Annotated in this window: 23 protein-coding genes and 1 pseudogene; 17 read left to right on the top strand and 7 right to left on the bottom strand. The window is 46.1% G+C overall.

The genetic code is table 11. From position 1 onward, the window contains the following. Window positions 1-100: 100 nt before the first annotated feature. Complete coding sequence (locus tag RT717_RS26955) at window positions 101-550, top strand: GNAT family N-acetyltransferase (protein ID WP_317489421.1); 450 nt, start codon at window positions 101-103, stop codon at window positions 548-550. Between the two features lie 7 nt (window positions 551-557). Here the strand turns inward: RT717_RS26955 and RT717_RS26950 are convergent, their stop codons facing one another. From RT717_RS26950 to RT717_RS26940, 3 genes are all read right to left on the bottom strand, one after another. After that, a complete protein-coding gene (locus RT717_RS26950; protein ID WP_317489420.1) occupies window positions 558-2,126 on the bottom strand; it encodes a serine hydrolase domain-containing protein in 1,569 nt (522 codons plus the stop codon). Window positions 2,127-2,188: 62 nt separating this feature from the next. After that, a complete protein-coding gene (locus RT717_RS26945) occupies window positions 2,189-3,268 on the bottom strand; it encodes a winged helix DNA-binding domain-containing protein (RefSeq protein ID WP_317489419.1) in 1,080 nt (359 codons plus the stop codon). A gap of 19 nt (window positions 3,269-3,287) precedes the next feature. Beyond that, window positions 3,288-3,593 (bottom strand): DUF4286 family protein, encoded by a 306-nt coding sequence (locus RT717_RS26940; protein ID WP_317489418.1) that lies wholly within the window; start codon window positions 3,591-3,593, stop codon window positions 3,288-3,290. A 106-nt stretch (window positions 3,594-3,699) separates the two neighbouring features. On the opposite strand from RT717_RS26940, the gene RT717_RS26935 reads away from it, so the two are divergent. The 11 genes from RT717_RS26935 to RT717_RS26885 all read left to right on the top strand — a co-directional run bounded on the left by RT717_RS26935 (window position 3,700) and on the right by RT717_RS26885 (window position 13,401). Next, window positions 3,700-4,323, top strand: a complete 624-nt coding sequence (locus tag RT717_RS26935) for a carotenoid biosynthesis protein (RefSeq protein ID WP_317489417.1) — start codon at window positions 3,700-3,702, stop codon at window positions 4,321-4,323. A 98-nt stretch (window positions 4,324-4,421) separates the two neighbouring features. Next, complete coding sequence (locus RT717_RS26930; RefSeq protein WP_317489416.1) at window positions 4,422-5,315, top strand: MerR family transcriptional regulator; 894 nt, start codon at window positions 4,422-4,424, stop codon at window positions 5,313-5,315. A 212-nt stretch (window positions 5,316-5,527) separates the two neighbouring features. After that, window positions 5,528-6,040 carry an RNA polymerase sigma factor gene (locus tag RT717_RS26925; RefSeq protein WP_151996237.1) on the top strand — a complete coding sequence of 171 codons (513 nt, stop codon included), beginning with the start codon at window positions 5,528-5,530 and terminating at the stop codon, window positions 6,038-6,040. A 3-nt stretch (window positions 6,041-6,043) separates the two neighbouring features. Continuing rightward, on the top strand, window positions 6,044-7,522 hold the full coding sequence (locus RT717_RS26920; RefSeq protein ID WP_317489415.1) for a phytoene desaturase family protein: 1,479 nt from the start codon (window positions 6,044-6,046) through the stop codon (window positions 7,520-7,522). Window positions 7,523-7,532: 10 nt separating this feature from the next. After that, entirely contained in the window at window positions 7,533-8,375 is an 843-nt protein-coding gene (locus RT717_RS26915) for a phytoene/squalene synthase family protein (RefSeq protein ID WP_317489414.1), read from the top strand. Continuing rightward, complete coding sequence (locus RT717_RS26910) at window positions 8,375-9,070, top strand: lycopene cyclase domain-containing protein (RefSeq protein ID WP_317489413.1); 696 nt, start codon at window positions 8,375-8,377, stop codon at window positions 9,068-9,070. Before RT717_RS26915 ends, RT717_RS26910 begins: the two co-directional genes overlap by 1 nt. 21 nt (window positions 9,071-9,091) lie before the next feature. Continuing rightward, window positions 9,092-9,937, top strand: a complete 846-nt coding sequence (locus tag RT717_RS26905) for a 4-hydroxy-3-methylbut-2-enyl diphosphate reductase (protein ID WP_317489412.1) — start codon at window positions 9,092-9,094, stop codon at window positions 9,935-9,937. Between the two features lie 25 nt (window positions 9,938-9,962). Beyond that, a complete protein-coding gene (locus tag RT717_RS26900; protein ID WP_317489411.1) occupies window positions 9,963-10,418 on the top strand; it encodes a sterol desaturase family protein in 456 nt (151 codons plus the stop codon). Window positions 10,419-10,463: 45 nt separating this feature from the next. Next, a complete protein-coding gene (locus tag RT717_RS26895; protein ID WP_317489410.1) occupies window positions 10,464-11,096 on the top strand; it encodes a DUF4190 domain-containing protein in 633 nt (210 codons plus the stop codon). 194 nt (window positions 11,097-11,290) lie between these two features. Beyond that, entirely contained in the window at window positions 11,291-11,821 is a 531-nt protein-coding gene (locus RT717_RS26890; protein WP_317489409.1) for a DUF4190 domain-containing protein, read from the top strand. Between the two features lie 191 nt (window positions 11,822-12,012). Next, window positions 12,013-13,401 (top strand): CapA family protein, encoded by a 1,389-nt coding sequence (locus RT717_RS26885; protein WP_317489408.1) that lies wholly within the window; start codon window positions 12,013-12,015, stop codon window positions 13,399-13,401. Here RT717_RS26885 and RT717_RS26880 read toward each other — a convergent pair. The 3 genes and pseudogenes from RT717_RS26880 to RT717_RS26875 form a co-directional block, all read right to left on the bottom strand. After that, the gene (locus tag RT717_RS26880) at window positions 13,346-15,712 is read right to left on the bottom strand and encodes an FtsX-like permease family protein (RefSeq protein ID WP_317489407.1); all 2,367 of its coding nucleotides are present in this window, start codon (window positions 15,710-15,712) and stop codon (window positions 13,346-13,348) included. The genes RT717_RS26885 and RT717_RS26880 overlap by 56 nt on opposite strands. A 45-nt stretch (window positions 15,713-15,757) precedes the next feature. Beyond that, window positions 15,758-15,943: pseudogene (locus RT717_RS28595) on the bottom strand (permease prefix domain 2-containing transporter); the annotation flags it as partial. A 3-nt stretch (window positions 15,944-15,946) separates the two neighbouring features. Next, on the bottom strand, window positions 15,947-16,279 hold the full coding sequence (locus RT717_RS26875) for a PadR family transcriptional regulator (RefSeq protein WP_317489406.1): 333 nt from the start codon (window positions 16,277-16,279) through the stop codon (window positions 15,947-15,949). Between the two features lie 129 nt (window positions 16,280-16,408). Here RT717_RS26875 and RT717_RS26870 point away from each other — a divergent pair, with 129 nt between their 5' ends. Then, window positions 16,409-17,179, top strand: a complete 771-nt coding sequence (locus tag RT717_RS26870; RefSeq protein ID WP_317489405.1) for a DUF1223 domain-containing protein — start codon at window positions 16,409-16,411, stop codon at window positions 17,177-17,179. Between the two features lie 13 nt (window positions 17,180-17,192). Here the strand turns inward: RT717_RS26870 and RT717_RS26865 are convergent, their stop codons facing one another. Further along, entirely contained in the window at window positions 17,193-18,452 is a 1,260-nt protein-coding gene (locus tag RT717_RS26865) for a dipeptidase (RefSeq protein WP_317489404.1), read from the bottom strand. Between the two features lie 276 nt (window positions 18,453-18,728). Here RT717_RS26865 and RT717_RS26860 point away from each other — a divergent pair, with 276 nt between their 5' ends. The 4 genes from RT717_RS26860 to RT717_RS26845 are packed head-to-tail and all read left to right on the top strand — an operon-like array spanning window position 18,729 to window position 21,226. Continuing rightward, complete coding sequence (locus RT717_RS26860; protein ID WP_317489403.1) at window positions 18,729-18,998, top strand: cytochrome b5 domain-containing protein; 270 nt, start codon at window positions 18,729-18,731, stop codon at window positions 18,996-18,998. Then, entirely contained in the window at window positions 18,995-19,858 is an 864-nt protein-coding gene (locus tag RT717_RS26855; RefSeq protein WP_317489402.1) for a BadF/BadG/BcrA/BcrD ATPase family protein, read from the top strand. The genes RT717_RS26860 and RT717_RS26855 overlap by 4 nt, the downstream gene beginning before the upstream one ends. Beyond that, window positions 19,855-20,664: an N-acetylmuramic acid 6-phosphate etherase gene (gene murQ, locus RT717_RS26850; protein ID WP_317489401.1), complete on the top strand. Its 810-nt coding sequence runs from the start codon at window positions 19,855-19,857 to the stop codon at window positions 20,662-20,664. The genes RT717_RS26855 and murQ overlap by 4 nt, the downstream gene beginning before the upstream one ends. Further along, complete coding sequence (locus RT717_RS26845) at window positions 20,657-21,226, top strand: hypothetical protein (protein WP_317489400.1); 570 nt, start codon at window positions 20,657-20,659, stop codon at window positions 21,224-21,226. The genes murQ and RT717_RS26845 overlap by 8 nt, the downstream gene beginning before the upstream one ends. Window positions 21,227-21,297 lie beyond the last annotated feature (71 nt).

Below are 21,297 nucleotides of genomic sequence, written 5' to 3'. Positions count from 1 at the left end.
GATGTATTAAATGAAAGGGGCATTTTGGCCCCTTTTTTATTTCATTGAGATGAGGATGTCTATACATTTAAGGTAACAAAGAGAATCATACCGTTTAACCATGGAAGTTAACATACGTGAAGGCATCGCTGAAGACCTACCGCAGGTGCTGAAGCTTGTAAAAGAGCTGGCGGAATACGAGAAGGCGCTTCATGAAGTCAACAACAGCGTTGATAAAATGGAAGAAGACGGCTTCGGCGAGCATCCGGTCTTCGGCTTTTTTGTGGCGGAGAAAGGCGCAACCATTATCGGCATTGCCTTGTACTATTACCGCTACTCAACCTGGAAAGGCAAGAGGATTTATCTGGAGGACATCGTGGTGACCCAGTCGGAAAGGGGAAGTGGAATTGGTAAGCAGCTATTTGATGCCACTATCCGAAAAGGAAAGGAAACCAATTGCACAGGCATGATGTGGCAGGTTCTTGATTGGAACGAACCTGCCATCAATTTCTACAAAAAATACGGCGCAAGGTTTGACAACGGCTGGCTCAACTGTCACCTCGATTTTTAGCAATCACTTATTCTACCAGCTCTCCCTCTATCACCGGAGGCTTCATGGTGGGCGCAAAGCTCCATTTGAAATCAAGCATGACATCTTCACCTTCAAAAGTACAGGTGATTGTCTCTGTATGGGGGCTTTCAATATATCGCAGGGTTAACTCCAGCACATTCTCTTCTTTCCAGGAATAAGCCGCAGCAACTTTGAATGGAGGCAGGCCTTTCAGCGCATTTTTTGCTCTGGCTACCAGGTAGGGTCCTGGTCTTTTGGTTTGCGAATACTTCCACTCTCCCCAGCCAATAGGAATCTTATAGGTGTCATTTTTATACTTCAAAGCCACATCACTTCCAGCCGACCCAAACTGGAAACTTATGCTCTCCATATTTCTTCCATTGGAATCAAGCTTAAATACTTTGCCTGACAGGGCTCCTTCCATAGTGGATGCCAAGTCGGCTGATGGGAGTTGCAGTGAAAGAGAGGCGATTTTTCTCTCAAGAGATGCCACCGCTGCGGCATCAACGGGCAGCTCATCGTCGGCCATAGCTGGAAGCAACTGGTCCCAAACCATATTTAAAATCCCCTGCATATCAGATGTTTCCGACGTAATGGCAATGACTGCGTCCCGATCCGGCATCACGATGATGTATTGACCAAAAGCACCGTCGCCCCGAAAGGCATTATTGCGGCAGCGCCAAAACTGGTAGCAATAGCCCTGCAGCCAGTCACTCTTTGCTTTGGTTTCTGCCGGAAGCTCCGGCGACTGCTGTATTTTGAAAGAAGTTGCTTCAGCTATCCACTCCTCTGAAAGGACTTGCTCCCCGTTCCACTTACCTTTTTGGAGCAAAAGCTGTCCAAATTTAGCCATGTCCTCCGTCTTCAGCCTTAGCCCCCAGCCACCTGTGTTGTTGCCTACGGGGTCAGTCTCCCAATCGATCCCTTGAATATGCAAAGGATCGAACAGCCTTGGTTTCAAATAGTCGATGACTTTTTGCCCTGTTACTTTGGTAACAATAGCCGACAACATGTAAGTAGCCATCGAATTGTAGAGAAATTTTGTTCCCGGCTTGTTGATGATGGGCGTGTAAAGGAATGACTTTACCCAGAGGCTGTCGCCAGGTATGGTGGCCGACGGGTCTGGATCCTGCCCCACCGACATGGTGAGCAGGTCTTTGACCGTGAGGGTAGCCATGAAGTCGCTCACGCTATCAGTAACATATTCGGGGAAAAACGAAATAACCGAGTCATTGACAGTCAGCAGTTTTTCCGTGACAGCAAACCCAATGGCTGTTGAGGTAAAGCTTTTACTTGTAGAGTACATGGTGTGCGGCAGCTCTGGGCCATAGGGACTCCACCAGCTCTCGGCGATCACTTTTCCATGTCGCAGAAACATGAAACTGTGGAATTCGTGCTTGCTGGTGTCAGCTGATTCAAGAAAAGCCTGAATGCTGGAGGAGGGTACGCCCTCAGCTTCCGGAACGCCTCTTGGAAGGTCAATAACTTTTTCTTCTACAGGCTTTTCGCAGGCGGCAAGAAAAAGAAAAAAGAGGTATACCCCATAAAGGGCCTTCATGTTGAACTGCTTGATCATAGCGGAAGTGGCATTGAGTGGATTTACCTAATAAAACTACTACTACTTCCTTTGATTAGCAATTATAGATGACTAATGACCATTTTCTTGTTCAGGAACTTGGCATAACGTTGGGCGGCTACCTCTATTAATTTGAGGGTAGATTTCGAAACGGCTTCAAACAGCTTTGTTTCAATAAAAACAGTTTCCTTTTTTATCGCTCTTTTCCACGTACCCTTCACTTGTCCACTCACCGCAATGACTGGCGAGAAAATGCCATTATTTGATATGGCCTTGCTATTGTGGACAGAGGGAAGGGCGGCGGTTCGATCCTTGTAGCTGATGTAATACTCATCGTAAGACGGCAATAAAAAGACTGACTTTGTTTTTTCGACGGCCTCCACTGTATCTGAATCGAACCAATAAACCTGCTCATCAAACTTTTCGGAGCCCAACTGATGTCTTACCATTTCCAGGGCCCTCCTGGCCTCTCCAGCCCGAAGTCCAGACCACCAGCAAAAATCCGCTTCCGTAGCAGGTCCGTGGCTTTTGAAGTAGGTTAGGGCAAGCCTCGCCAGGGACTCCTCTTTGCTAAGCAACACCTTCTTTGGCACTCTTTGGTCAAGCAGGGCATAGGTATGTTTCCCTCTTTGTGATACGCCGCTACAAATTACCTGCTCCAGTTCCGCCCACATCAGAAGATGGGAAGACCGGTTTTCCTTTAAACTTATCCCTTCTTCTTCAAACCCAGCCAAAAGATCTTCCCGGGTCATATGCTGACCGACTTCGAGCTTTTGTTCTATCAGTCTGTTACTTTTAGAAAGTATCTGTGGTGTTAGTCCCAACTCTTTCTGTCGTGATTTTGCCGCAACTTTAATGTTTTGTGCGGTGAGCTCCAGCATCCAGTAAATGTCTTCCGGCGCTACAAGATGCCAGGTTGGTCTGAGGGCATGGGTTCTTAAAATACTGCCTTCGTCGAGCGCCTTTGTAATATCTTGTTCAGTGGCCCCGGAAAGTCTGGAGCCAACCGCCCACTTAATAAAATAAGGATCCTGAGCCTGCATAGCTCCCATCCAACTCACGAGCTGCGTTGCTGACTCAAACCGATTTCGGGTTATCCGCTGATTAGCCAGTCTAGCCATCGTTATGAAGGAATTGTCCATGACCCTACGGCTGAAGAGTTTAGTCCACCTGCTCCATCAACGTTCGAAAAGCTACGTGTTTGTTTTTATACCTTTCCATATGAGCTTGTACCAGCGCCGGGGCATAGGTTTCAAGATATTCGTTTACTTGCTTCACAGAGGCAGCAAAAAATTGCACACTGTATGTGGCACTCCCGTCTCCTTCATCGTGAAGGAGCTTAAATATTTTGCTTTCAACAAACATTCCGGTAGCCATAACCTTTGGAATATGAATGGACTTTATCCAATGCAGCCATTCGTCTTCAACTACTGATTCTATATTAACCGTGACGTTGTATAATACCATAAATTCAGCCCTTTGGCAGGGGGTAGACTGTTGAACAAGTTGGCAAATTCTGTACTATTTTCAAACCAAACAAGCAGCGGCAAGTTTACCTTTCTAACTTTGAATAATGAGCAGTAAAAACAAGGCGGCACTGGTAATTGTGGTACTTCATGTGGTTGGCACTATTGGTATGCTGCTACCAGAGTGGGCACCTTTGATGAGGCAACTGACACCTCTCAACCTTTTGATAGTGGCTGCGCTTGTGATCATTTTTCAGCAAAGCAAAACCCCTTCCTTCTACGCCTATGCATTGCTGTGTTTTTTAATCGCCTTTTTTAGTGAGGTAATTGGCGTACAAACAGGCTGGCCATTCGGAAGTTACGAATACGGAGCCACTTTAGGGCCCAAGCTCTTCGGCGTGCCTTTGCTTATCGGCACCAACTGGCTGATACTGGTAATATGTACAGCTTCCCTTACACGCTCTATCAACAACAAGTGGCTGGCATCACTGGCAGGTGCATTGCTGATGGTGGGATTGGATATATTGCTGGAGCCGGTAGCTATCATGTCGGACTACTGGAGCTGGCAGGGGTCGGGCATTCCAATTCAAAACTATATTAGCTGGGGAGCGCTTGCCTTTGTGCTCCATAGCATACTTCACCATTTTGGTTTTGAAAACAAAAATGAGCTGGACAAATACGTTATTTTGTCTCAGGCATCTTTCTTTGCGCTCGTTGGCTACCTGGGCTAACAAAGTTTTTCAAACATTTTAGTTGAGCATTAAGTTTGTCTCATCATAAACCGATTATAAGATCACGTGTAAATTAGAGTGCGATAACGTTTAAGTAAGTGAGCAACTATTCAATCAAAGACCTCGAGCATTTATCTGGTATCAAAGCCCACACCATCCGGATTTGGGAGCAACGGTACAATTTTATCAAGCCCAGCCGCTCAGATACCAATATAAGAAGTTACGACGACCTCGATTTGAAGCTTATTCTCAATGTTTCTCTATTGAAAGACAATGGATTCAAAATTTCTCACATAGCTGACATGAGTTCTCAGGAAATAGCCGAGGAAGTTTTGGCCCTTACCGACAAACACCTGCGTTTCCCTGAGCAAATCCATGCACTTACTTTAGCGATGATTGATATGGACGAAGACAGATTCGAAAAAATCATGTCGTCTAACATTCTAAAGCTAGGGTTTGAAAAAACCATGCTTAATATCGTCTATCCTTTTCTCTCCAAAATCGGCGTCCTTTGGCAAACCGGAAGTATCAATCCAGCCCAGGAACACTTTATTTCGAACCTGATTCGGCAAAAGCTGATAGTTGCCATTGACGGACAATATTCGTCGGACCCTTCAAATGCAAGAAAATATCTCCTTTATCTTCCGGAAGGTGAGCTTCATGAGTTGAGCCTTCTTTTTGCCGACTATGTGATCAGGTCAAGGCACAATAAGAGCATTTACCTTGGGCAGTCGCTACCTCTTCAGGATCTGGTGTCAGTTTATAACCTGCACAAGCCCGAATTTATCCTTTCTATTCTCACATCGGTTCCTGGTATCGACCAGGTGCAAGGTTATGTAAACAAGCTTTCGGGCCTATTCCCCGAATCAACTATCCTTTTGTCCGGGTACCAGGTAATAGGACAGGATATACAGGCCCCTGATAATGTGGTCATTTTTACACGCTCCGAGCAGATCACGAGTTTTGTTGAAGAACACAGCACCGAGGCTTAGTATTCTCAAAGGCATCTATCTCCTTTCTTTCGAAGAAACCTGAATACACTTTTATCGATAAGTGATAAGCCGCATGCCTTGCTCAGGTTAGCTCACGGGGTCATTCAGTCTCGCAATGTCATTTTGTTTAACAATAACAAAATTAAATTAAACAAAACATTGTAGTTTGTTTAATAGTTTGTAGTTTTGATTAAACAAAATAGCTGACCGATATGACTGCTTTAGAATTCAATTACACTCTCAAAGAAATGTCAGGATCATTGAAACCATTCGCACTGAAGCTGACCAGGGATATGGAAGATGCGAATGACCTCATTCAGGAAACAATGTTGAAGGCATTCAAAAACCGTGAAAAATTTGCCCCCGGCACCAATATCAAGGCATGGCTATACACAATCATGAAGAACACCTTCATTACCAACTACCAAAGAATGGTAAGAAGGAACACCTTTATTGACACTACTGACAATCTGCACTACATCAATTCATCCGGGAGCAGTGTGCAAAACGATGCCTATTCCAGCTTTACAATGGAGGACATTGAACAAGCGCTGAACAACGTAGATGATGTGTACAAGAGTCCATTCATGATGTATTTCCGGGGATTCAAGTACCACGAGATTGCAGACAAGCTTCAAATACCGATTGGCACCGTTAAAAACCGTATCCACATTGCCCGCAAAGAATTAAAGGCTAAATTGACTCCTTACGCTCACAGCTTCTAATTTATGCCAGCACTGGATATTTGCGTTATCGGCTCAGGTTTTGCAGGGCTATCAGCAGCCACTTGCCTGGCTGATCAGGGCCACAATGTCATTTTACTGGAAAAAAATAAAACGATTGGAGGCAGGGCAAGGAAGCTTGAAGCCGAGGGCTTCATGTTTGACATGGGCCCCTCCTGGTATTGGATGCCTGATGTTTTTGAGCGGTATTTTGCGCTTTTCGGCAAGAAGCCCTCTGACTACTATCATTTGAAAAGGCTTGACCCGTCTTACACCGTGGTGTTTGATAAGAATGACCACATGAAGGTGCCTGCCAAAATGAGTGAACTAGAGGCTCTTTTTGAATCACTTGAAAAGGGTGCCGGAAAAAAATTGCAAGCCTTTCTTTCACAGGCTGAATACAAATACGAAGTTGGTATTAACGACCTTGTGTACAAACCGAGCCGCTCATTGCTCGAGTTTATTGACCCACGACTCTTAAAAGGCCTGGTGAAGATGGATGTGTTTCAAAGTATGTACAGTCACGTCCGAAAATTCTTCACCAACGACAAGTTGATCCGGCTGATGGAGTTCCCTGTGCTCTTTCTTGGCGCTATACCGGAAAACACACCGGCGTTGTACAGCCTGATGAACTACGCCGACATGTCGCTGGGCACGTGGTATCCGGAGGGAGGCATGTATAAAGTGATTGAGGCAATGGTTAGCCTGGCAGAGGAAAAAGGTGTGAAGATCCTGACTGACCATGAAGTGGAGAAAATAGTGGCAAAAAATGGGAAAGCTGAAAGTGTGCTTACCGCCAAAGGTGCCTTCAAAGCTGATGTGGTGGTGGCCGGTGCCGACTACCACCATGTAGACCAGCACCTGCTCGACTACGAATACAGAAATTATACCCCAAAGTACTGGGAGAAAAGAACCATGGCTCCTTCCAGCCTTTTGTTCTATATCGGGCTGAACAAGAAACTAGAAAATATTACCCATCACATGCTGTTCTTCGACGAGGATTTTGGCCCTCATGCGAAAGAAATTTATGAAACACCTGCTTGGCCAAGCAATCCTTTATTCTACTTGTCTGCCACTTCGGTAACAGACAATACCGTGGCACCCAAAGACTGCGAAAACCTTATTCTACTCATCCCGGTAGCACCTGGGCTGAAAGACGATGAGGCAACGAGAGAAAAATATTATAACATTATCATGGACAGGCTGGAAATCTTAATCGGGCAGAAGGTGAAAAACCATGTGATTTTTAAACAAAGCTATGCGCACAATGATTTCATAAAGGATTACCATGCTTTCAGAGGAAATGCCTATGGTCTTGCTAATACGCTGAAACAAACGGCGATTTTGAAGCCTTCGTTGAAAAACCGGCATCTAAAAAATTTATATTACACTGGGCAATTAACAGTGCCGGGCCCGGGTGTGCCCCCTACGCTTATTTCAGGCCAGGTGGTAGCCAATGAAATAAAAAAAGACTTTGTCAGATAATAGTAACACTATGAACCACATAGATCTTTTTGACAGCACCGCATTAAAAGTAAGCCAGCTTGTTACAGAGCGCTACAGCACGTCTTTTACCCTTGGGATTAAGACGCTGCACAAAAAATTCAGAGATCCAGTGTTTGCCATTTATGGGTTTGTCAGGTATGCCGACGAAATCGTAGATACGTTTCATGACCACAATAAAAAGGCGCTGCTGGAAAGATTTAGAAAAGACACCTACGATGCTATTGACGAGAAGCTAAGTTTCAATCCGATACTACATTCATTTCAATCCGTTGTCAATCAATACAAGATAGAGAACGAACTCATCGACGCCTTTCTGCGCAGCATGGAAATGGACATTATCCAGAATGAATACAATGAAAGTGGTTACCAGGAGTATATATACGGCTCGGCAGAGGTAGTTGGACTCATGTGTCTGAGAGTATTTTGCGAAGGGGACGACGAGCAATTCCGGTCGTTGAAAGCGCCTGCCCGAAGACTGGGGGCGGCTTTCCAAAAGGTGAATTTTCTAAGAGACATCAAAAGCGATTTTAAGGACAGGGGGCGTACCTATTTTCCAGGTGTAGACTTCAATAATTTCTCACAAATCAGCAAGGCTCAGATTGAATCCGACATTCAGCAGGACTTCGACGCTGCCTACGAAGGCATCAAAAGGCTGCCCAAAGGGGCACGGCTTGGCGTGTACCTGGCCTACGTATACTACCTGACACTTTTCAGCAAGATTAAGAGGCTGCCGGTTGCCAGAATAATGACTGAAAGGATCAGGATACCTGACTCGAAGAAGATCATTTTGCTGTTCCAAACCTACCTAAAGCATAGTTTAAACAGCTTCTGATGTCACTCTATCTTTGGCTACATATTGCCACGATCTCATTTCCCCTCGTCAGGTCATTCGAACCAAGAATTGCCTATGCCTCCAGATGGAAGGCATTATTTCCCGGCATTATTCTAACTGCCGGTTTCTTTATTGTTTGGGACGTCATCTTCACAAAAGGTGGTGTCTGGGGCTTCAACGCCGATTACCTCACCGGGCTGTTTTTATTTCATCTTCCGATTGAAGAGTGGCTCTTCTTTTTCACCGTCCCATTCGCATCAATATTTATTTATGATTGCGTCATTTATTTTGACAAAGGAAATAGGCTAAATGTAAAACTAAGTTGGCTGGCGACTCTGCTGGGTTGCCTCTTGATAATTCTGGCCGCCCTCAACATTCACAGAGACTACACATTCTACAGTTTTCTGTTCGCTGGGCTGCTGTTGCTTGCTCAGGGACTTTTATTAAAACCTGCCTACCTGGGGCATTTCTTTGTAGCATACCTCTTCCATCTTATCCCCTTTCTGTTGGTCAATGGTATCCTCACCGGGGGAGTGACTGAAGCGCCTATTGTTTGGTACAACAATGCAGAAAATATAGGCATACGAATTTGGACGATACCCGTTGAAGACACGGTTTATGCGCTGCTGCTGTTGCTCATGAACATTACATATTATGAATTCTTTAAATCGAGATTTGGTCTCAAACATAATTGAAGTTAGATGGTTAAATAAAGTATGCTGAACCTACGTGTAAATATCGATCCTCATTCTGGCTTCTGCTTTGGAGTGGTGTATGCCATTGAAATGGCAGAAGACATTCTGGAAGAGGAAGGCCGGTTGTTTTGCCTCGGCGATATTGTACACAACGACGAGGAAGTGAAACGGCTTGAAAAGAAAGGCCTGAAGATTATCAATCACGACGAGTTAGGCGACATCAGGGACGCCAAAGTGTTGATCAGGGCACATGGTGAGCCGCCATCAACCTATTCTTTGGCCGTTGACAACAACCTGGAGCTGATAGATGCGTCGTGCCCAGTGGTGCTCAAGCTTCAAAACAGGATCAAGAATTCTTTCGACAAAAAGGAAACGATTTACATCTATGGCAAGCCTGGTCACGCCGAAGTAGTCGGACTGCTTGGCCAGACCAACAATCAGGCTGTGGTTTTTCAGGACATTGCTGAACTGGACATCCCTTCGCTGCCAAGGGAGTTGACGCTGTATAGCCAGACTACCAAAAGCACTGACAAGTTCTATCAAATCACCCGTTTGCTCACCGAAGCAGGTATAAGAGTGAACCCTAATGATACCATTTGCCGACAGGTATCGAATAGGGATAAAGAACTGAGGGACTTCGCCCGGCATTTTGACAAGATTGTGTTTGTGTCAGGCACAAAGTCGTCGAACGGCAAAGTGCTTTATCAGGTATGCAAAAATACCAACCCCGATACCTACTTTATCAGCAACGCTGCTGAGTTGGAGAAACAATGGTTTAAGCCTGGTGACACGGTTGGCATTTGCGGTGCCACCTCCACACCCATGTGGCTGATGGAGTCAGTAAGAGATGAATTGCTGACCTATTGATTATCTTTGTAGTGAAATTTTTGAAATGATCTGGTTGTTCTACACCTTTCTAGTCATTGGCACTTTCTTCTTTATGGAAGCTGTGGCCTGGTTTACTCACAAGTACATCATGCACGGGGTTTTGTGGAGCTGGCACAGGTCACACCACAAGCTGCACAACCACATACTGGAGCGCAATGACCTTTTTGCCCTGGTTTTCAGTATCCCATCCATCGCTTGTATAGTCCTGGGCTCTGAATTGCCCGAAATTCGCTGGCTGATGTTCGTGGGTTTTGGCATTCTGGCCTACGGCCTTTTTTACTTTATCTTCCATGATGTGATTGTGCATCGCCGCATCAAAATTAAGTACAAAGCCAAAAGCAAATACATGAAGCGGATCATGAACGCCCACCACATACACCACGAAGTGCATACGAAAGAAGGAGCAAAAGCCTTTGGGTTTTTGTATGCTCCAAAGAAGTATGAGAAGGAAATAAAATAACGTTAAAGCACTTATTCTTCCTTTTGCTCGTATTTTGCCTGCCAAATGAGGTATATTATTCCATTTCTACTTTTTGGGTTTTTGTTGACTCAGTGCAAATCCAAAAGCTATTACCAATTCTCACCTCCTCCCGCCAGCTATTACGAACAACTCTACGCCTCTGCAAACAATATAGACTACCAGAAGGCAGCCATCAATTCTCTCGTCTCGAATGGGTCTATACTGGGGAACCTCGACAGCGGACAAGATAGCGCCAGTCTTTACTCACATGATGAAAGACCAGGCAGCCAAAAAAAGGCTCTCACCGCCTCTAAAAAACCTTCCGCTGTTAGCCCTTCGTACAAAGAACAAGGGAAAAACGATGCGAGAGGCAATACCCAAAGACTACCTGATGAAGGCGCCCCAAAGCCCAATGCACTCGCACACGTGAGCTTTTTTTCTTCAATTGGGCTCATACTTCTGTATGTGTTTTTACAGTTTTCATCGCCTATTGGTGCCATATTGGCTCTCTCGCTCCCGGTTATTGCCGTAACAGCTGGCATAATTGCACTTATCCAGATCAAAAAATATCATGAAATGGGCAAGCATTTAGCCATTTTTGGAATATGTGTAGGAGGGCTGGCGTTTATTCTAGCTATTTTAGCTCTTATACAGATTAGTAAGGCTCCTCCGATTTGAGCAGAATGGTCTTTTGGCATCAGCAATTAGGAAAAGTCACTTTGAAGCGGCCAAGGCTATATAGCGCAGAAAATATCCTTCCATTTACTATTTTGCTTGCTAAATAAACACACTCAATGAGGCTAGTAGTAGCAGGTTTGCTTTTCTTAGTGATTTTAAGCCAATGCAAAGCACCTAAACCGTATCGATTTCACTTGCCTTTTTCAAAACAATCTGAAAAAAGTCATTCAAATGATTTTATCCCGGGTGCTGAGGAAGAAGATCCATTTTTTGATACGTTGACCTACTTCGAAAAAGAGCAGGAAAAAGAAGCGCTATATTCTCCGGAGTTCAAAGCCAAAAATCTAAATCTGGGCCTCGCCGGAATGCCATCTGATTCATCCATTGTTCCTATTGACCCTGAAATTCTCAAAAGCGACACATCTCAGTTGTCTCCAAAGAACAGCGCTATTCAAAAAACCAGTGGATTGGCACAAATCAGCTTCTTTGCCGGCATAGGAACGATCCTGCTCTTTCTTTTGCCACTTGATTTTCCTGTGTTTGGCGCCATCCTCTTTTTGAGCTCGGCAGCAATGGCGATGATTACAGGCCTTATTGCTATTCGACGCATTGTGAAAAAGAATCAACAGGGGCGTGGGATGGCCGTGTTTGGCATGAGCATTGGCACTCTCGTGTTATTCATCCTCACCACACTTACCTTGTATGCCTATATAATCGACAAGTAGCAACTCACTGGTCATCAAAAAACAGGGCCCCCAACCCATGCCGACCGCCCCCTCGATGCGGCAATAGCCGCCCCAGGAAAATCCGAAGTAAATCATTCAACTTCAGATGTAAATAGCGAGCAAAAAGGTGTTTCACAAACCACTTTTTCTCTATATTAGTTTCTTTTTTTGTAGCGTATATTTCATTGTCGATGGAATTTTTTCCAAAGTCGATCATTTTTTGCATCCTACTCGTCTCCTTTAGCCTGATTGCCAGAGGCAAACAGGACACCACGTACACACGGCTCCTCTTCGTTGGCGACATCATGCAGCATGGCTCTCAAATCAGGGGTGCCTATCACGCACCTTCTGATCGCTACAGTTATGAGGCCTGTTTGAAGGAAGCAAGCAAGCTATTTCAAAGATGCGACCTGGTAATGGGCAATCTGGAGCTAACGCTTGCCGGAAAGCCATATCAGGGCTACCCAAAATTCAGCGCCCCATCGCAACTCATCAAAGACCTGCAGAATGCGGGCCTGGACATTGTTGCCACTGCCAATAACCACACCGGAGATCACGGGTATACCGGAATCGCAAGAACAAGCAAAAAGCTTGACAGTCTCAATATGCCATATACCGGCACATTTGCAACACAAAAGGACAGCCGCCTCTTTCAGCCATTTATGGTCAACCAAAATAGAATTCGTATTGCCATTTTTAACTACACTTTTGCCACAAATTTGCCCTTAGCAAAAGAGTCATCCCTCGTTGTCAGTCTGCTCGATTCGGCTAAAATGAAACGCCAATTTGCCGCTGCCAGAGCCCTTAGACCCGACATCACGATTGCTTATCTTCACTGGGGTACTGAGTATGAAAAAGAGCCTGATTCTTCACAAATAGCATGGGGCAAGTTCCTTCACGCTCAAGGTGTCGATATAATTATTGGGTCCCACCCACATACGCTCCAGCCGATTGTTTGGGATAAGGACGAGGGGAAACTAACCGTATATTCCATTGGCAACTTTCTATCGGGCCAAAGAGAGCGGTTCCAGGACGGAGGCCTCTGCCTTGAACTCGTAGTGTGTAGGTTGAAAAGTGTGGACTCAACATTTGTCTCGAAGGTCATCGCTCATCCTGCCTGGGTATACAAGTCGTCAACAGCGCCAGCTTTTTACTCAGTCCTTTTTCCGTATAGCTCACACGCATTGTCGACTGCACGAGGGAAGGGATATTCAACCCAGTTGGATCGCTTCATGACTGACACCAGGAAGCTGGTTGCCCTGTCTTCAGGTATAGAACTAAGCCTCGATACTGTTCTCGCCGGGAGACAAAAGCGAAAAACGTCGTACTACCAAATTGGCTTTGCTTTACCACGGTCCCCAGACGAAATAAATGATCTCGTGGTGAAACATCCTGAACTAACAAAGACAAACGGCCGGACATCGCTGCTCGGCCCCTTCCAAACCAGAACACAAGCCACCCGGGCTGCACAGAGCCTTTTGGAGGAGGCCCCCGACCTTTATATTGAATATGTCATTAACACCATCACTCATCCCTCAATGCAAGCACAGGATTCTCTTTCGCCGCCCTTAAAACAATGAGCCCAACGCTGATCAGGGCAAACAACAAAACGAGTCCACCAGCAGCCACGAATATTGCCGGATCCAAAGCTATATGGTAAGCAAAGCCCTGTAGAAAGTTGTCCATCAGGTAATACGCTGCGGGAATCGCAATGACGAAAGCTATCGCCACAAGTAGTAAATAACCCTTCGTTAACGACACCGCCAACTCGCTCAGCGATGCACCCATTACTTTTCTGATACTGATTTCCTTTCGCTTTCGCCGGATCATGAACGAGGCCACACTAAACAGGCCAAGCGATGCGATGATCAATGCCAAAATCGAGAAAAGTGCGGCAGAAAACCCGATGCGCTCCTGCTCGGCATACATGGCAGCAAACTCCTGGTCAACAAAAAAGTAGTCGAGCCCTTCGTAAGACTGCAACTCCCGCCAGTCGGCCTCCACCCTTGCGAGCACCTCCTGGGTTTTACCTGGCTCAAACCGAATGACTACAAAGTTGAAAAAGTCCTGAATGGGGTAGTGCATAAGCGGTTCGATATCATTTTTTAGTGACTGATAATGAAAATCCTCTGTTACGCCAACCACTTTTACAAGTGTACAACCCGCTTCGCCGCCATCACAAAGGTACTTCCCTTCTATCGACTCCCAGCCCAAAGCCTCCATCGCCATCTTATTGATGACTGCTGCATTGGAGTCGCTGGCCAGGGTTCTGTCGAAGCTCCGGCCTTCCACAAATTTCACTCCGAGAGTCTCAAAGTAGTTATCGGCTACGTAGGCCTGCTTCATGTGTAGGCCGTTTTGAGTATCATCTTTATCCGTCAACCGATTGTAATTATCCCAGTATCGTCCGGGTACATTGTATCCAAAGCTGACAGAGCCAACACCCGGCACAGCCTTATAATCGTCCTGCCAGAGCTTGATTCGTTTGAGCGCTTTTTCCGAATCACTAAAGTTTTCGGAATTAACTGAGATAGCCAGCAACTGGTCATCAGCAAAATTGAGGTCTTGCTCTTTCATAAATTGAATTTGCTTCCAAACCACCAGTGTTCCTGCCATCATAAAAAATGAAGCGGCGAACTGGAAAACCAACAAAGACTTTCGCACGACATCGCCAGATTTCCCCACGGAACCCGCTCCGTTCAGGCCTTCCTTCGGTTTAATGGAAGTGGCATAAAAAGATGGGAACAATCCACTGAGGAGCCCCACGCAAAAGACAAACATCAGAGAGACACCAATGAGATTGAAATAGTCCAGTGTGGTAAGCTGTAGTTCTATTGAGAACCTTTCTTCAAGGCCCGGCAGCATCAGGTAAACGACCAGCCAGGCTAATGCAGCCGCTAAAAAATTCACCATGAGCGACTCAATGATAAACTGCGATATGAGCTGCCGTCTATTTGAGCCAAGCACCTTTCTTATCGTTACTTCTCTGATCCTGACAAGCGCCTGTGCCGTGGCCATGTTGATAAAATTGACCGAGGCTATCGAGACGATTATGACTGCCACTATAGCGAGCAGGTTAACAATTGACGCATTGTCTGTATCCACCGTTCGGTAGGCCGCCAGCGGCAACAAGGCAATGGCAATATCCTGTTGTTTGTTCGCAAAATTATCTGCCACAATTTTTGCTAGTTTGTCATCAATCTTTTCTGGTGTTACACCACTTTCCAACATCGCAAAGGCCGGCATGAAGGTGATGTACCAGTTGGCCATCTCAGGATCCCTCAGCCATTCAGGCCTGTTGTCCCATCCTGTGAGCACATCAAACTGCATGCTGCTGTTTGATGGCAAATCTTCCAAAACCGCTCCGACCAACCAGGTTTTTTTTGACTGGCTTTCCTGAACCTGCCTGCCTACTGCGGGCTCAAAACCAAACAATTTTTTTGCGACCGTCTCAGTAATTGCCAACTGATCCTTTGTCGACAGCGTCTGTTGAAAATCTCCTTCTTTGACTTTAAAGTCAAACATCAACGCAAAATCAGGATCGACAAGTTTGATGACTTCATGAACTCTTCCATTGTTGGTTTCGAGCCACGGACTGTCCCAGCCGCCGTACCGTGTAGACAGTACTACTTCGGGCAAGCCTTCTTTTAATTTGGGAGCCAAGGGCACTTTGCTTTGAAAGTAGGGCTTGCCACCCGCTTCGCTCTCACCCACTACATACAACTGTGCACTGTTCGCATGGAAGTTGTCGAACGAGCGTTCGAACCTGACAACCAAAAACAGCAGCACCGAAGCAGCGATACCCAGCGAAAGGCCCAAAAGGTTGATCAGTGTATAAGCACGGTACTTCCTCAGATTCCTGAAACTGACTTTCAAATGATCCTGTATCATAAAAAATGGATTTACTGATGAGGGAATAAATGACTTTAGAAGTTTCGGTCGGATGAGTAGGGCGATCTCCCAAATGAAGAGCCATTTCAAGTTTTTCGGGGAATTTTCCAGAGCCTTTTGCTCATATATTTCCAAAAGATCCCCTTCAATCTCTTCCAGAAAATCTGCTTTACAAATTGCCCTAAAAAATCGCATCGGTAAACGAGGCGGAACAAATTGGGGGGATCTCATGGCTTACGTAAATTTTAAAACTATCGAAGGTATCTCAGACCACAGCTGGGCACGGATGTCTTTGATCTCCTGCAAAGCTTTTTGGGCAGACGCCGTAATTTTGTAATACTTCTTCCGCTTGCCTCCACGCACATTGGAGGTTTCGCCCCATGCGGAATCGAGATAGCCTTTTTCCTCCAGTCTCTTTAGTGCTGTTTGCAACGCCCCCACGCTGGTACCATAACCCAGTCTCCTCTCCAGCTCATTCTTAATCGACACACCATAGGCGTCGTTATGCAATACAGCGATGGTCAGCAACACAATTTCCTCAAACTCCCCCAGCTGTGTTTTCTTCATAATCTATATTTTTCCGAAATGTAGAGGTTATCATATTAAATTCCTAATTGAAGAGGTTATAAAAGTTTCTTGAGCCCGATTGTCAGCCCCCTTACAGCATGCGAGGCCTCTGCGGTGTACCTTTACAGCATGAAAAAGTGGACAGTTGCTATAGGCGTTGTGCTAGCGACGGGGCTCGCTGCTTTTCTAAGCCCGAAGCCTTTCATTGAAAAAAAGGCTCTAATTTCGACGCCCAACGACGGAGCTTTTGCCCTAATTGAGCTATTTACCTCACAAGGCTGCTCGAGCTGTCCGGCCGCCGACCATCTTCTTAATTCAATTATTGAACAGGCCGCTATCAACGGTGATCCCGTCTTTGGCTTGTCTTTTCACGTAAGTTACTGGGACTACCTGGGCTGGAAAGATCCATATGCAAGTTTGGCCTACAACGTTCGGCAGGGCAACTATGTCAACCAACTAAAGGCTGGCAATGCTTACACCCCCCAAATGGTGGTCAATGGAAAAGTTGAATTTGTAGGCTCTTCCAGAAAGGAAGCGGATAGCGCCATCAAAGCTGCCTTGGCTAAACCCGCCGGTTACTCGCTAAAAGCTTCAGTCTTTGACAACGGCGGCGAGCTCCTGATAAAATATGCCCTGGACAAAGCTCCCAACCAGGCATTGATCAATATCGCCCTGGTAAAAAAGGAGGTACAAAACCATGTTGCAAGGGGAGAGAACAAAGGACGAACACTGACCCACAAAAACGTTGTTGTGGAGTTTCAAACAGTGATGGCAGAAGCAGCTGGAGAAGTTTCACTTTTGTTGCCAAACGGGTTTGAACCCAATGACAATTCCGTAGTTGTCTATCTCCAAAATAAAAATGACCTGGCCATCATTGCTGCTTGCCAGGTCATCCTGTAATTTCTTGTGAGGCTTAGGCGCCCTTCAGTTCTTTGGATTTATCAAGCACTGCGTTCCAAACTCTGAATACGTTCTGGTAACAAATCTTGGCAATATCCTCTTCGGTGTAGCCCCGCTTCAAAAGCTCGTAGATCAGGTTAGGAAACTCAGAAACATCTTTCAGCCCAGTTGGTAGCGAGTCGCCCACACCGTCATAGTCCGAACCCAGACCAACATGGTCAATCCCGGCTATCTCTACCACATGGTCAATGTGGTCAGCCACCACACCTACCGTAGCAAACAGGTTGATGGCAGAATCAGCCACATATTGCTCCATATAGGCCTGCGCAGTAGAATCTCTGTAGCTCAATCCGTTTTCAGCCAGCCAGTTGGTCATGTGCTCCCGCACCTTTTCGCTTTTTTCCCTTACTTCGCCGGAAAGGAAGCTCGACCCGAAGTTGATTTGGATCACCCCCCCATTCTCGCCCAGCATCTTGATCATTTCATCCGACATATTGCGCTCGAAGCCCGGCGTGAAATACCGGCAAGATGAGTGAGAGGCGATAGCGGGCACGTCAGTCAGTGCCATCACATCATAAAATGTGCTGTCGGACACATGTGATATGTCCACCATGATGCCCTGCTTGTTCATTTCTTTCACAACCTCCTCACCAAATGGACTCAGGCCGTTCCAGGTGTAAGTGGTATCGTAGCTGGAGTCGCAAATCTGGTTGTCTTTACCGTGGGTAAGTGTGATATAGTTGATCCCTCTATCAGCGAAGTACGCCACATTGGCCAGGTCTTCCATTAAGGGAGCTCCGTTTTCCATGCCCATCGGTAGCGATATCAAACCAGCTTTAAAGTTCTCTTCAATTGCCGCTGGCGTCTTGGCTAACGCAAACTTGTCGGGATAAGTAGTTGTCAGCTTTTCCACCATACCAATCAGTGAATCGGCCAGGTTTTTGGCTTCCTGCGTCACACCGTAGCTCGACGGAATGTAAATCGACATCATAGGCGCATCCAGGCCACCTTCCTTTGCCCGCACGTAATCGAAGTTGCCCTCCGGCGTGCGAACCGACACGTCCATAATTTCCTTTTTCAGGATGAAGCCCGCCACCTTCATTCGATAGGGCAAATCCACGTGGCCGTCAGTCAGTATAAATTTATGAGCAAGTGTGTCTGCGTATGCTCTCAGCTCGTCGTCCGACATAGCCGAAACATCCTTCTTTTCTTCCTTTGGAGTACTGCAGGCCGCTAATACAGCAATTAAAAGGCAGTAGACTAGTTTTTTCATTGTTTTAGGTTTAGTTGAGTCATGAAATTAAGAGCAAATGGCAAAGAAACCAATAGTTTGTTGTAGAGAACGAAGTAAAATAGCGCTCGCTCCGCTATTTCATTTAATAAAATGAGAAAATGATTAATAATAGTATAATAATTGAACCGGAGTAAATGTGGCACTTCGAATTAATTAACTTGCCTGAAAGTGGAACCTTGCGTCCAAATCTGTAGTTGGGTCATGAGGTTGAAAAAATCAAAAACAGCCTAAAATTGAATTGTGTGCGCACACAATATGGATAATTCAAATTTATTGCCGATATTTACAGCCAATCAGTTGGCGCTTCGCAACGGTCAGGACAGGGAGGAAGTTTGGATTGCCTACAAGGGATTCATTTATGATGTGAGTCTCTCCAGGCTATGGCGAACAGGACTTCACTACGAACACTGGGCGGGCCAAGATCTTACCGGTGAATTACTCGATGCGCCACACACTGATTCAGTTTTTGATAAATTCAAATGCATTGGGCGCTTGTCCGGGCATGAAAACACCCTTACACAATGATTCTAATTGCAGACAGTGGGGCAACAAAAATAGAATGGCGTTTGATCACGGAAGACGGTCAAATCAAACAGGCAAGCTCTGAAGGATACAATCCTTACGTGCAGGAAGATGAGGATCTTCGAAAAGGAGTGCAGGAACATGTGCTTCAAGTGGTGGGAGCGCACAAAATAACTGAGCTGGCGTTTTATGGTGCTGGCTGCGGAAGCGCAGAAAAAAACAAAAAAGTAGCTGAAGTTCTCAGGCCATTTTTCCCGGAAGCCTCCATTGAAGTCAACAACGATCTCCTGGCAGCCGCCCGTGCGCTTTGTGGTAATGAGCCAGGCATTGCCTGCATTTTGGGCACAGGGTCTAACTCCTGCTATTACGACGGTGAAAAAATTGCTGCGCAAGTACCCTCGCTCGGCTATGTGCTCGGCGATGAGGGCAGCGGTGCCAATATGGGCAGAAAACTGCTGATAGCCGCTGTAAGAAACAGGCTCCCTATATCCCTTCAGGAGGCCTTTGATAAAAGGTTCGGTTTGACAGAAGAAGATGTGCTGGAAAACGTATACAAAAAAAAGTACCCTTCCCGATTCCTGGCCAGTTTCATGAAATTCCTTATGCATCATATTAAGGAGCCGTATGTATACAAGCTAGTCTATGATTCATTCACCGAGTTTTTCACAGAGATAGTCATGTCTTACAAAGGCCACGACAAACTTCCCGTACACTTCACCGGCTCGGTGGCCTTCTATTACGGCAACATCCTGCGCCAGGCAGCAAGCGATCAGGGCATCACCGTCAAAAATATCATTGAGGGCCCAATAGCAGGCCTGACGCTTTATCATCAGGAGAAAACCTTTGGAACAAGTAAAGTATGAGCACCACCGAAAGCAGTTCATATTACAATCACCTGGAACAAATGTCTGTTCTGGAGCTGCTGACCAACATCAACAAGGAAGACCAAACAGTTCCTTTGGCGGTTCAAAAAGCATTGCCACAAATGGAGGCACTGATCTCTCAGATTGTGCCCCGCATGAAAGATGGTGGCAGACTGTTTTACATTGGTGCCGGCACCAGCGGCAGGCTGGCGATTGTGGACGCCTCCGAATGCCCGCCAACCTATGGCGTTTCGCCTAATATCGTAGTGGGTATTATGGCCGGCGGCGACAAAGCGATCAGAAAATCGGTCGAACATGCCGAAGACGACCCGAACCAGGCATGGAAAGACCTTGGGACATACAAGCCAACATCAAAAGACACACTTATAGGAGTTGCCGCATCTGGCAGAACACCTTATGTAATCGGAGGTGTGTCGGAAGCGAGGAAAAACGGACTCCTCACAGGCTGCATCACCTGCAACTCAGGCACCAGACTGGCTGAAGCAGTAGAATATCCTATCGAGGCGGTAGTGGGCCCTGAATTTGTAACTGGCAGCACCCGAATGAAATCGGGCACAGCGCAGAAACTGGTGCTCAACATGATCAGCACCACAGTGATGATACAGCTTGGCCATGTGAAGGGCAACAAAATGGTGGACATGCAGCTGAGCAATGAAAAGCTCGTGCAGCGAGGAGTGAGAATGGTGATGGATGAGCTGAAGATAGAAGAACCGCTTGCCTCCGAGCTACTGCAAAAATATGGCTCCGTGAGAGGTGCTGTAGACAATTACCCAACCCATGCATGAACTAGAGCCCTTTTACCGGTGGCTTGCCTACTACGACCCTTCCACGGATCCTAACTCCCCTTTTGAGGGAAAGGAATACAACTACGACGTTTACTCCGAAACTGTTTACGGTTATTACCTGGCCCCCGGCTGGGACTATATAGGATCCGAAACCCTGTACATGAAAATTCTCTATGCCGACTACGAAGAGGGTTATGTAGTCTTCGAGTTTATTGGGGAGTGGAACGACGCCCTCCACAACGATATCATGCATCTGAAGCGGAACATCGTTGAGCACTTCGAGCTTTATGGTATCAATAAGTTCATCCTCATCGGTGAAAACGTGCTCAACTTCCACGGTTCCGACGATTCCTATTACGAAGAATGGTTTGAAGAGGTGGAAGACGGCTGGATTGCCATGGTGGGCTTTCGGGATTTTGTGCTCGACGAAATGAAAAACTTCAATATCGATTCCTACGTCAACTTCGGCGGAACCCTACAGATCGACAACTGGAGAACCCTGACACCGAAAATCTTCTATCAATTGGTGGAACAGCAGATTCAGCGGAGGATTGGGGAGTAGTGGCCTGCTACGCAACGCTACATCATAACGTAAAATCCAGAACTTTATGTAAATTGATCATTGTTATTAGT

The sequence above is a fragment of the Imperialibacter roseus genome (genome assembly GCF_032999765.1).
Lineage (GTDB): Bacteria > Bacteroidota > Bacteroidia > Cytophagales > Cyclobacteriaceae > Imperialibacter > Imperialibacter roseus.
Note: the sequence above shows the minus strand (reverse complement) of the source record. Positions and strands in the feature narration are given on the sequence as shown.

Coding starts and splice junctions, on each gene's coding strand:
- RT717_RS26845 (WP_317489400.1), top strand. CDS start 20,657: ATGCATGAACTAGAGCCCTTTTACCGGTGGCTTGCCTACTACGACCCT.
- RT717_RS26920 (WP_317489415.1), top strand. CDS start 6,044: ATGCCAGCACTGGATATTTGCGTTATCGGCTCAGGTTTTGCAGGGCTA.
- RT717_RS26860 (WP_317489403.1), top strand. CDS start 18,729: ATGGATAATTCAAATTTATTGCCGATATTTACAGCCAATCAGTTGGCG.
- RT717_RS26865 (WP_317489404.1), bottom strand. CDS start 18,452: ATGAAAAAACTAGTCTACTGCCTTTTAATTGCTGTATTAGCGGCCTGC.
- RT717_RS26900 (WP_317489411.1), top strand. CDS start 9,963: ATGATCTGGTTGTTCTACACCTTTCTAGTCATTGGCACTTTCTTCTTT.
- RT717_RS26910 (WP_317489413.1), top strand. CDS start 8,375: ATGTCACTCTATCTTTGGCTACATATTGCCACGATCTCATTTCCCCTC.
- RT717_RS26855 (WP_317489402.1), top strand. CDS start 18,995: ATGATTCTAATTGCAGACAGTGGGGCAACAAAAATAGAATGGCGTTTG.
- RT717_RS26875 (WP_317489406.1), bottom strand. CDS start 16,279: ATGAAGAAAACACAGCTGGGGGAGTTTGAGGAAATTGTGTTGCTGACC.
- RT717_RS26915 (WP_317489414.1), top strand. CDS start 7,533: ATGAACCACATAGATCTTTTTGACAGCACCGCATTAAAAGTAAGCCAG.
- RT717_RS26935 (WP_317489417.1), top strand. CDS start 3,700: ATGAGCAGTAAAAACAAGGCGGCACTGGTAATTGTGGTACTTCATGTG.
- RT717_RS26925 (WP_151996237.1), top strand. CDS start 5,528: ATGACTGCTTTAGAATTCAATTACACTCTCAAAGAAATGTCAGGATCA.
- murQ (WP_317489401.1), top strand. CDS start 19,855: ATGAGCACCACCGAAAGCAGTTCATATTACAATCACCTGGAACAAATG.
- RT717_RS26885 (WP_317489408.1), top strand. CDS start 12,013: ATGGAATTTTTTCCAAAGTCGATCATTTTTTGCATCCTACTCGTCTCC.
- RT717_RS26955 (WP_317489421.1), top strand. CDS start 101: ATGGAAGTTAACATACGTGAAGGCATCGCTGAAGACCTACCGCAGGTG.
- RT717_RS26905 (WP_317489412.1), top strand. CDS start 9,092: ATGCTGAACCTACGTGTAAATATCGATCCTCATTCTGGCTTCTGCTTT.
- RT717_RS26880 (WP_317489407.1), bottom strand. CDS start 15,712: ATGATACAGGATCATTTGAAAGTCAGTTTCAGGAATCTGAGGAAGTAC.
- RT717_RS26870 (WP_317489405.1), top strand. CDS start 16,409: ATGAAAAAGTGGACAGTTGCTATAGGCGTTGTGCTAGCGACGGGGCTC.
- RT717_RS26895 (WP_317489410.1), top strand. CDS start 10,464: ATGAGGTATATTATTCCATTTCTACTTTTTGGGTTTTTGTTGACTCAG.
- RT717_RS26950 (WP_317489420.1), bottom strand. CDS start 2,126: ATGATCAAGCAGTTCAACATGAAGGCCCTTTATGGGGTATACCTCTTT.
- RT717_RS26940 (WP_317489418.1), bottom strand. CDS start 3,593: ATGGTATTATACAACGTCACGGTTAATATAGAATCAGTAGTTGAAGAC.
- RT717_RS26945 (WP_317489419.1), bottom strand. CDS start 3,268: ATGGACAATTCCTTCATAACGATGGCTAGACTGGCTAATCAGCGGATA.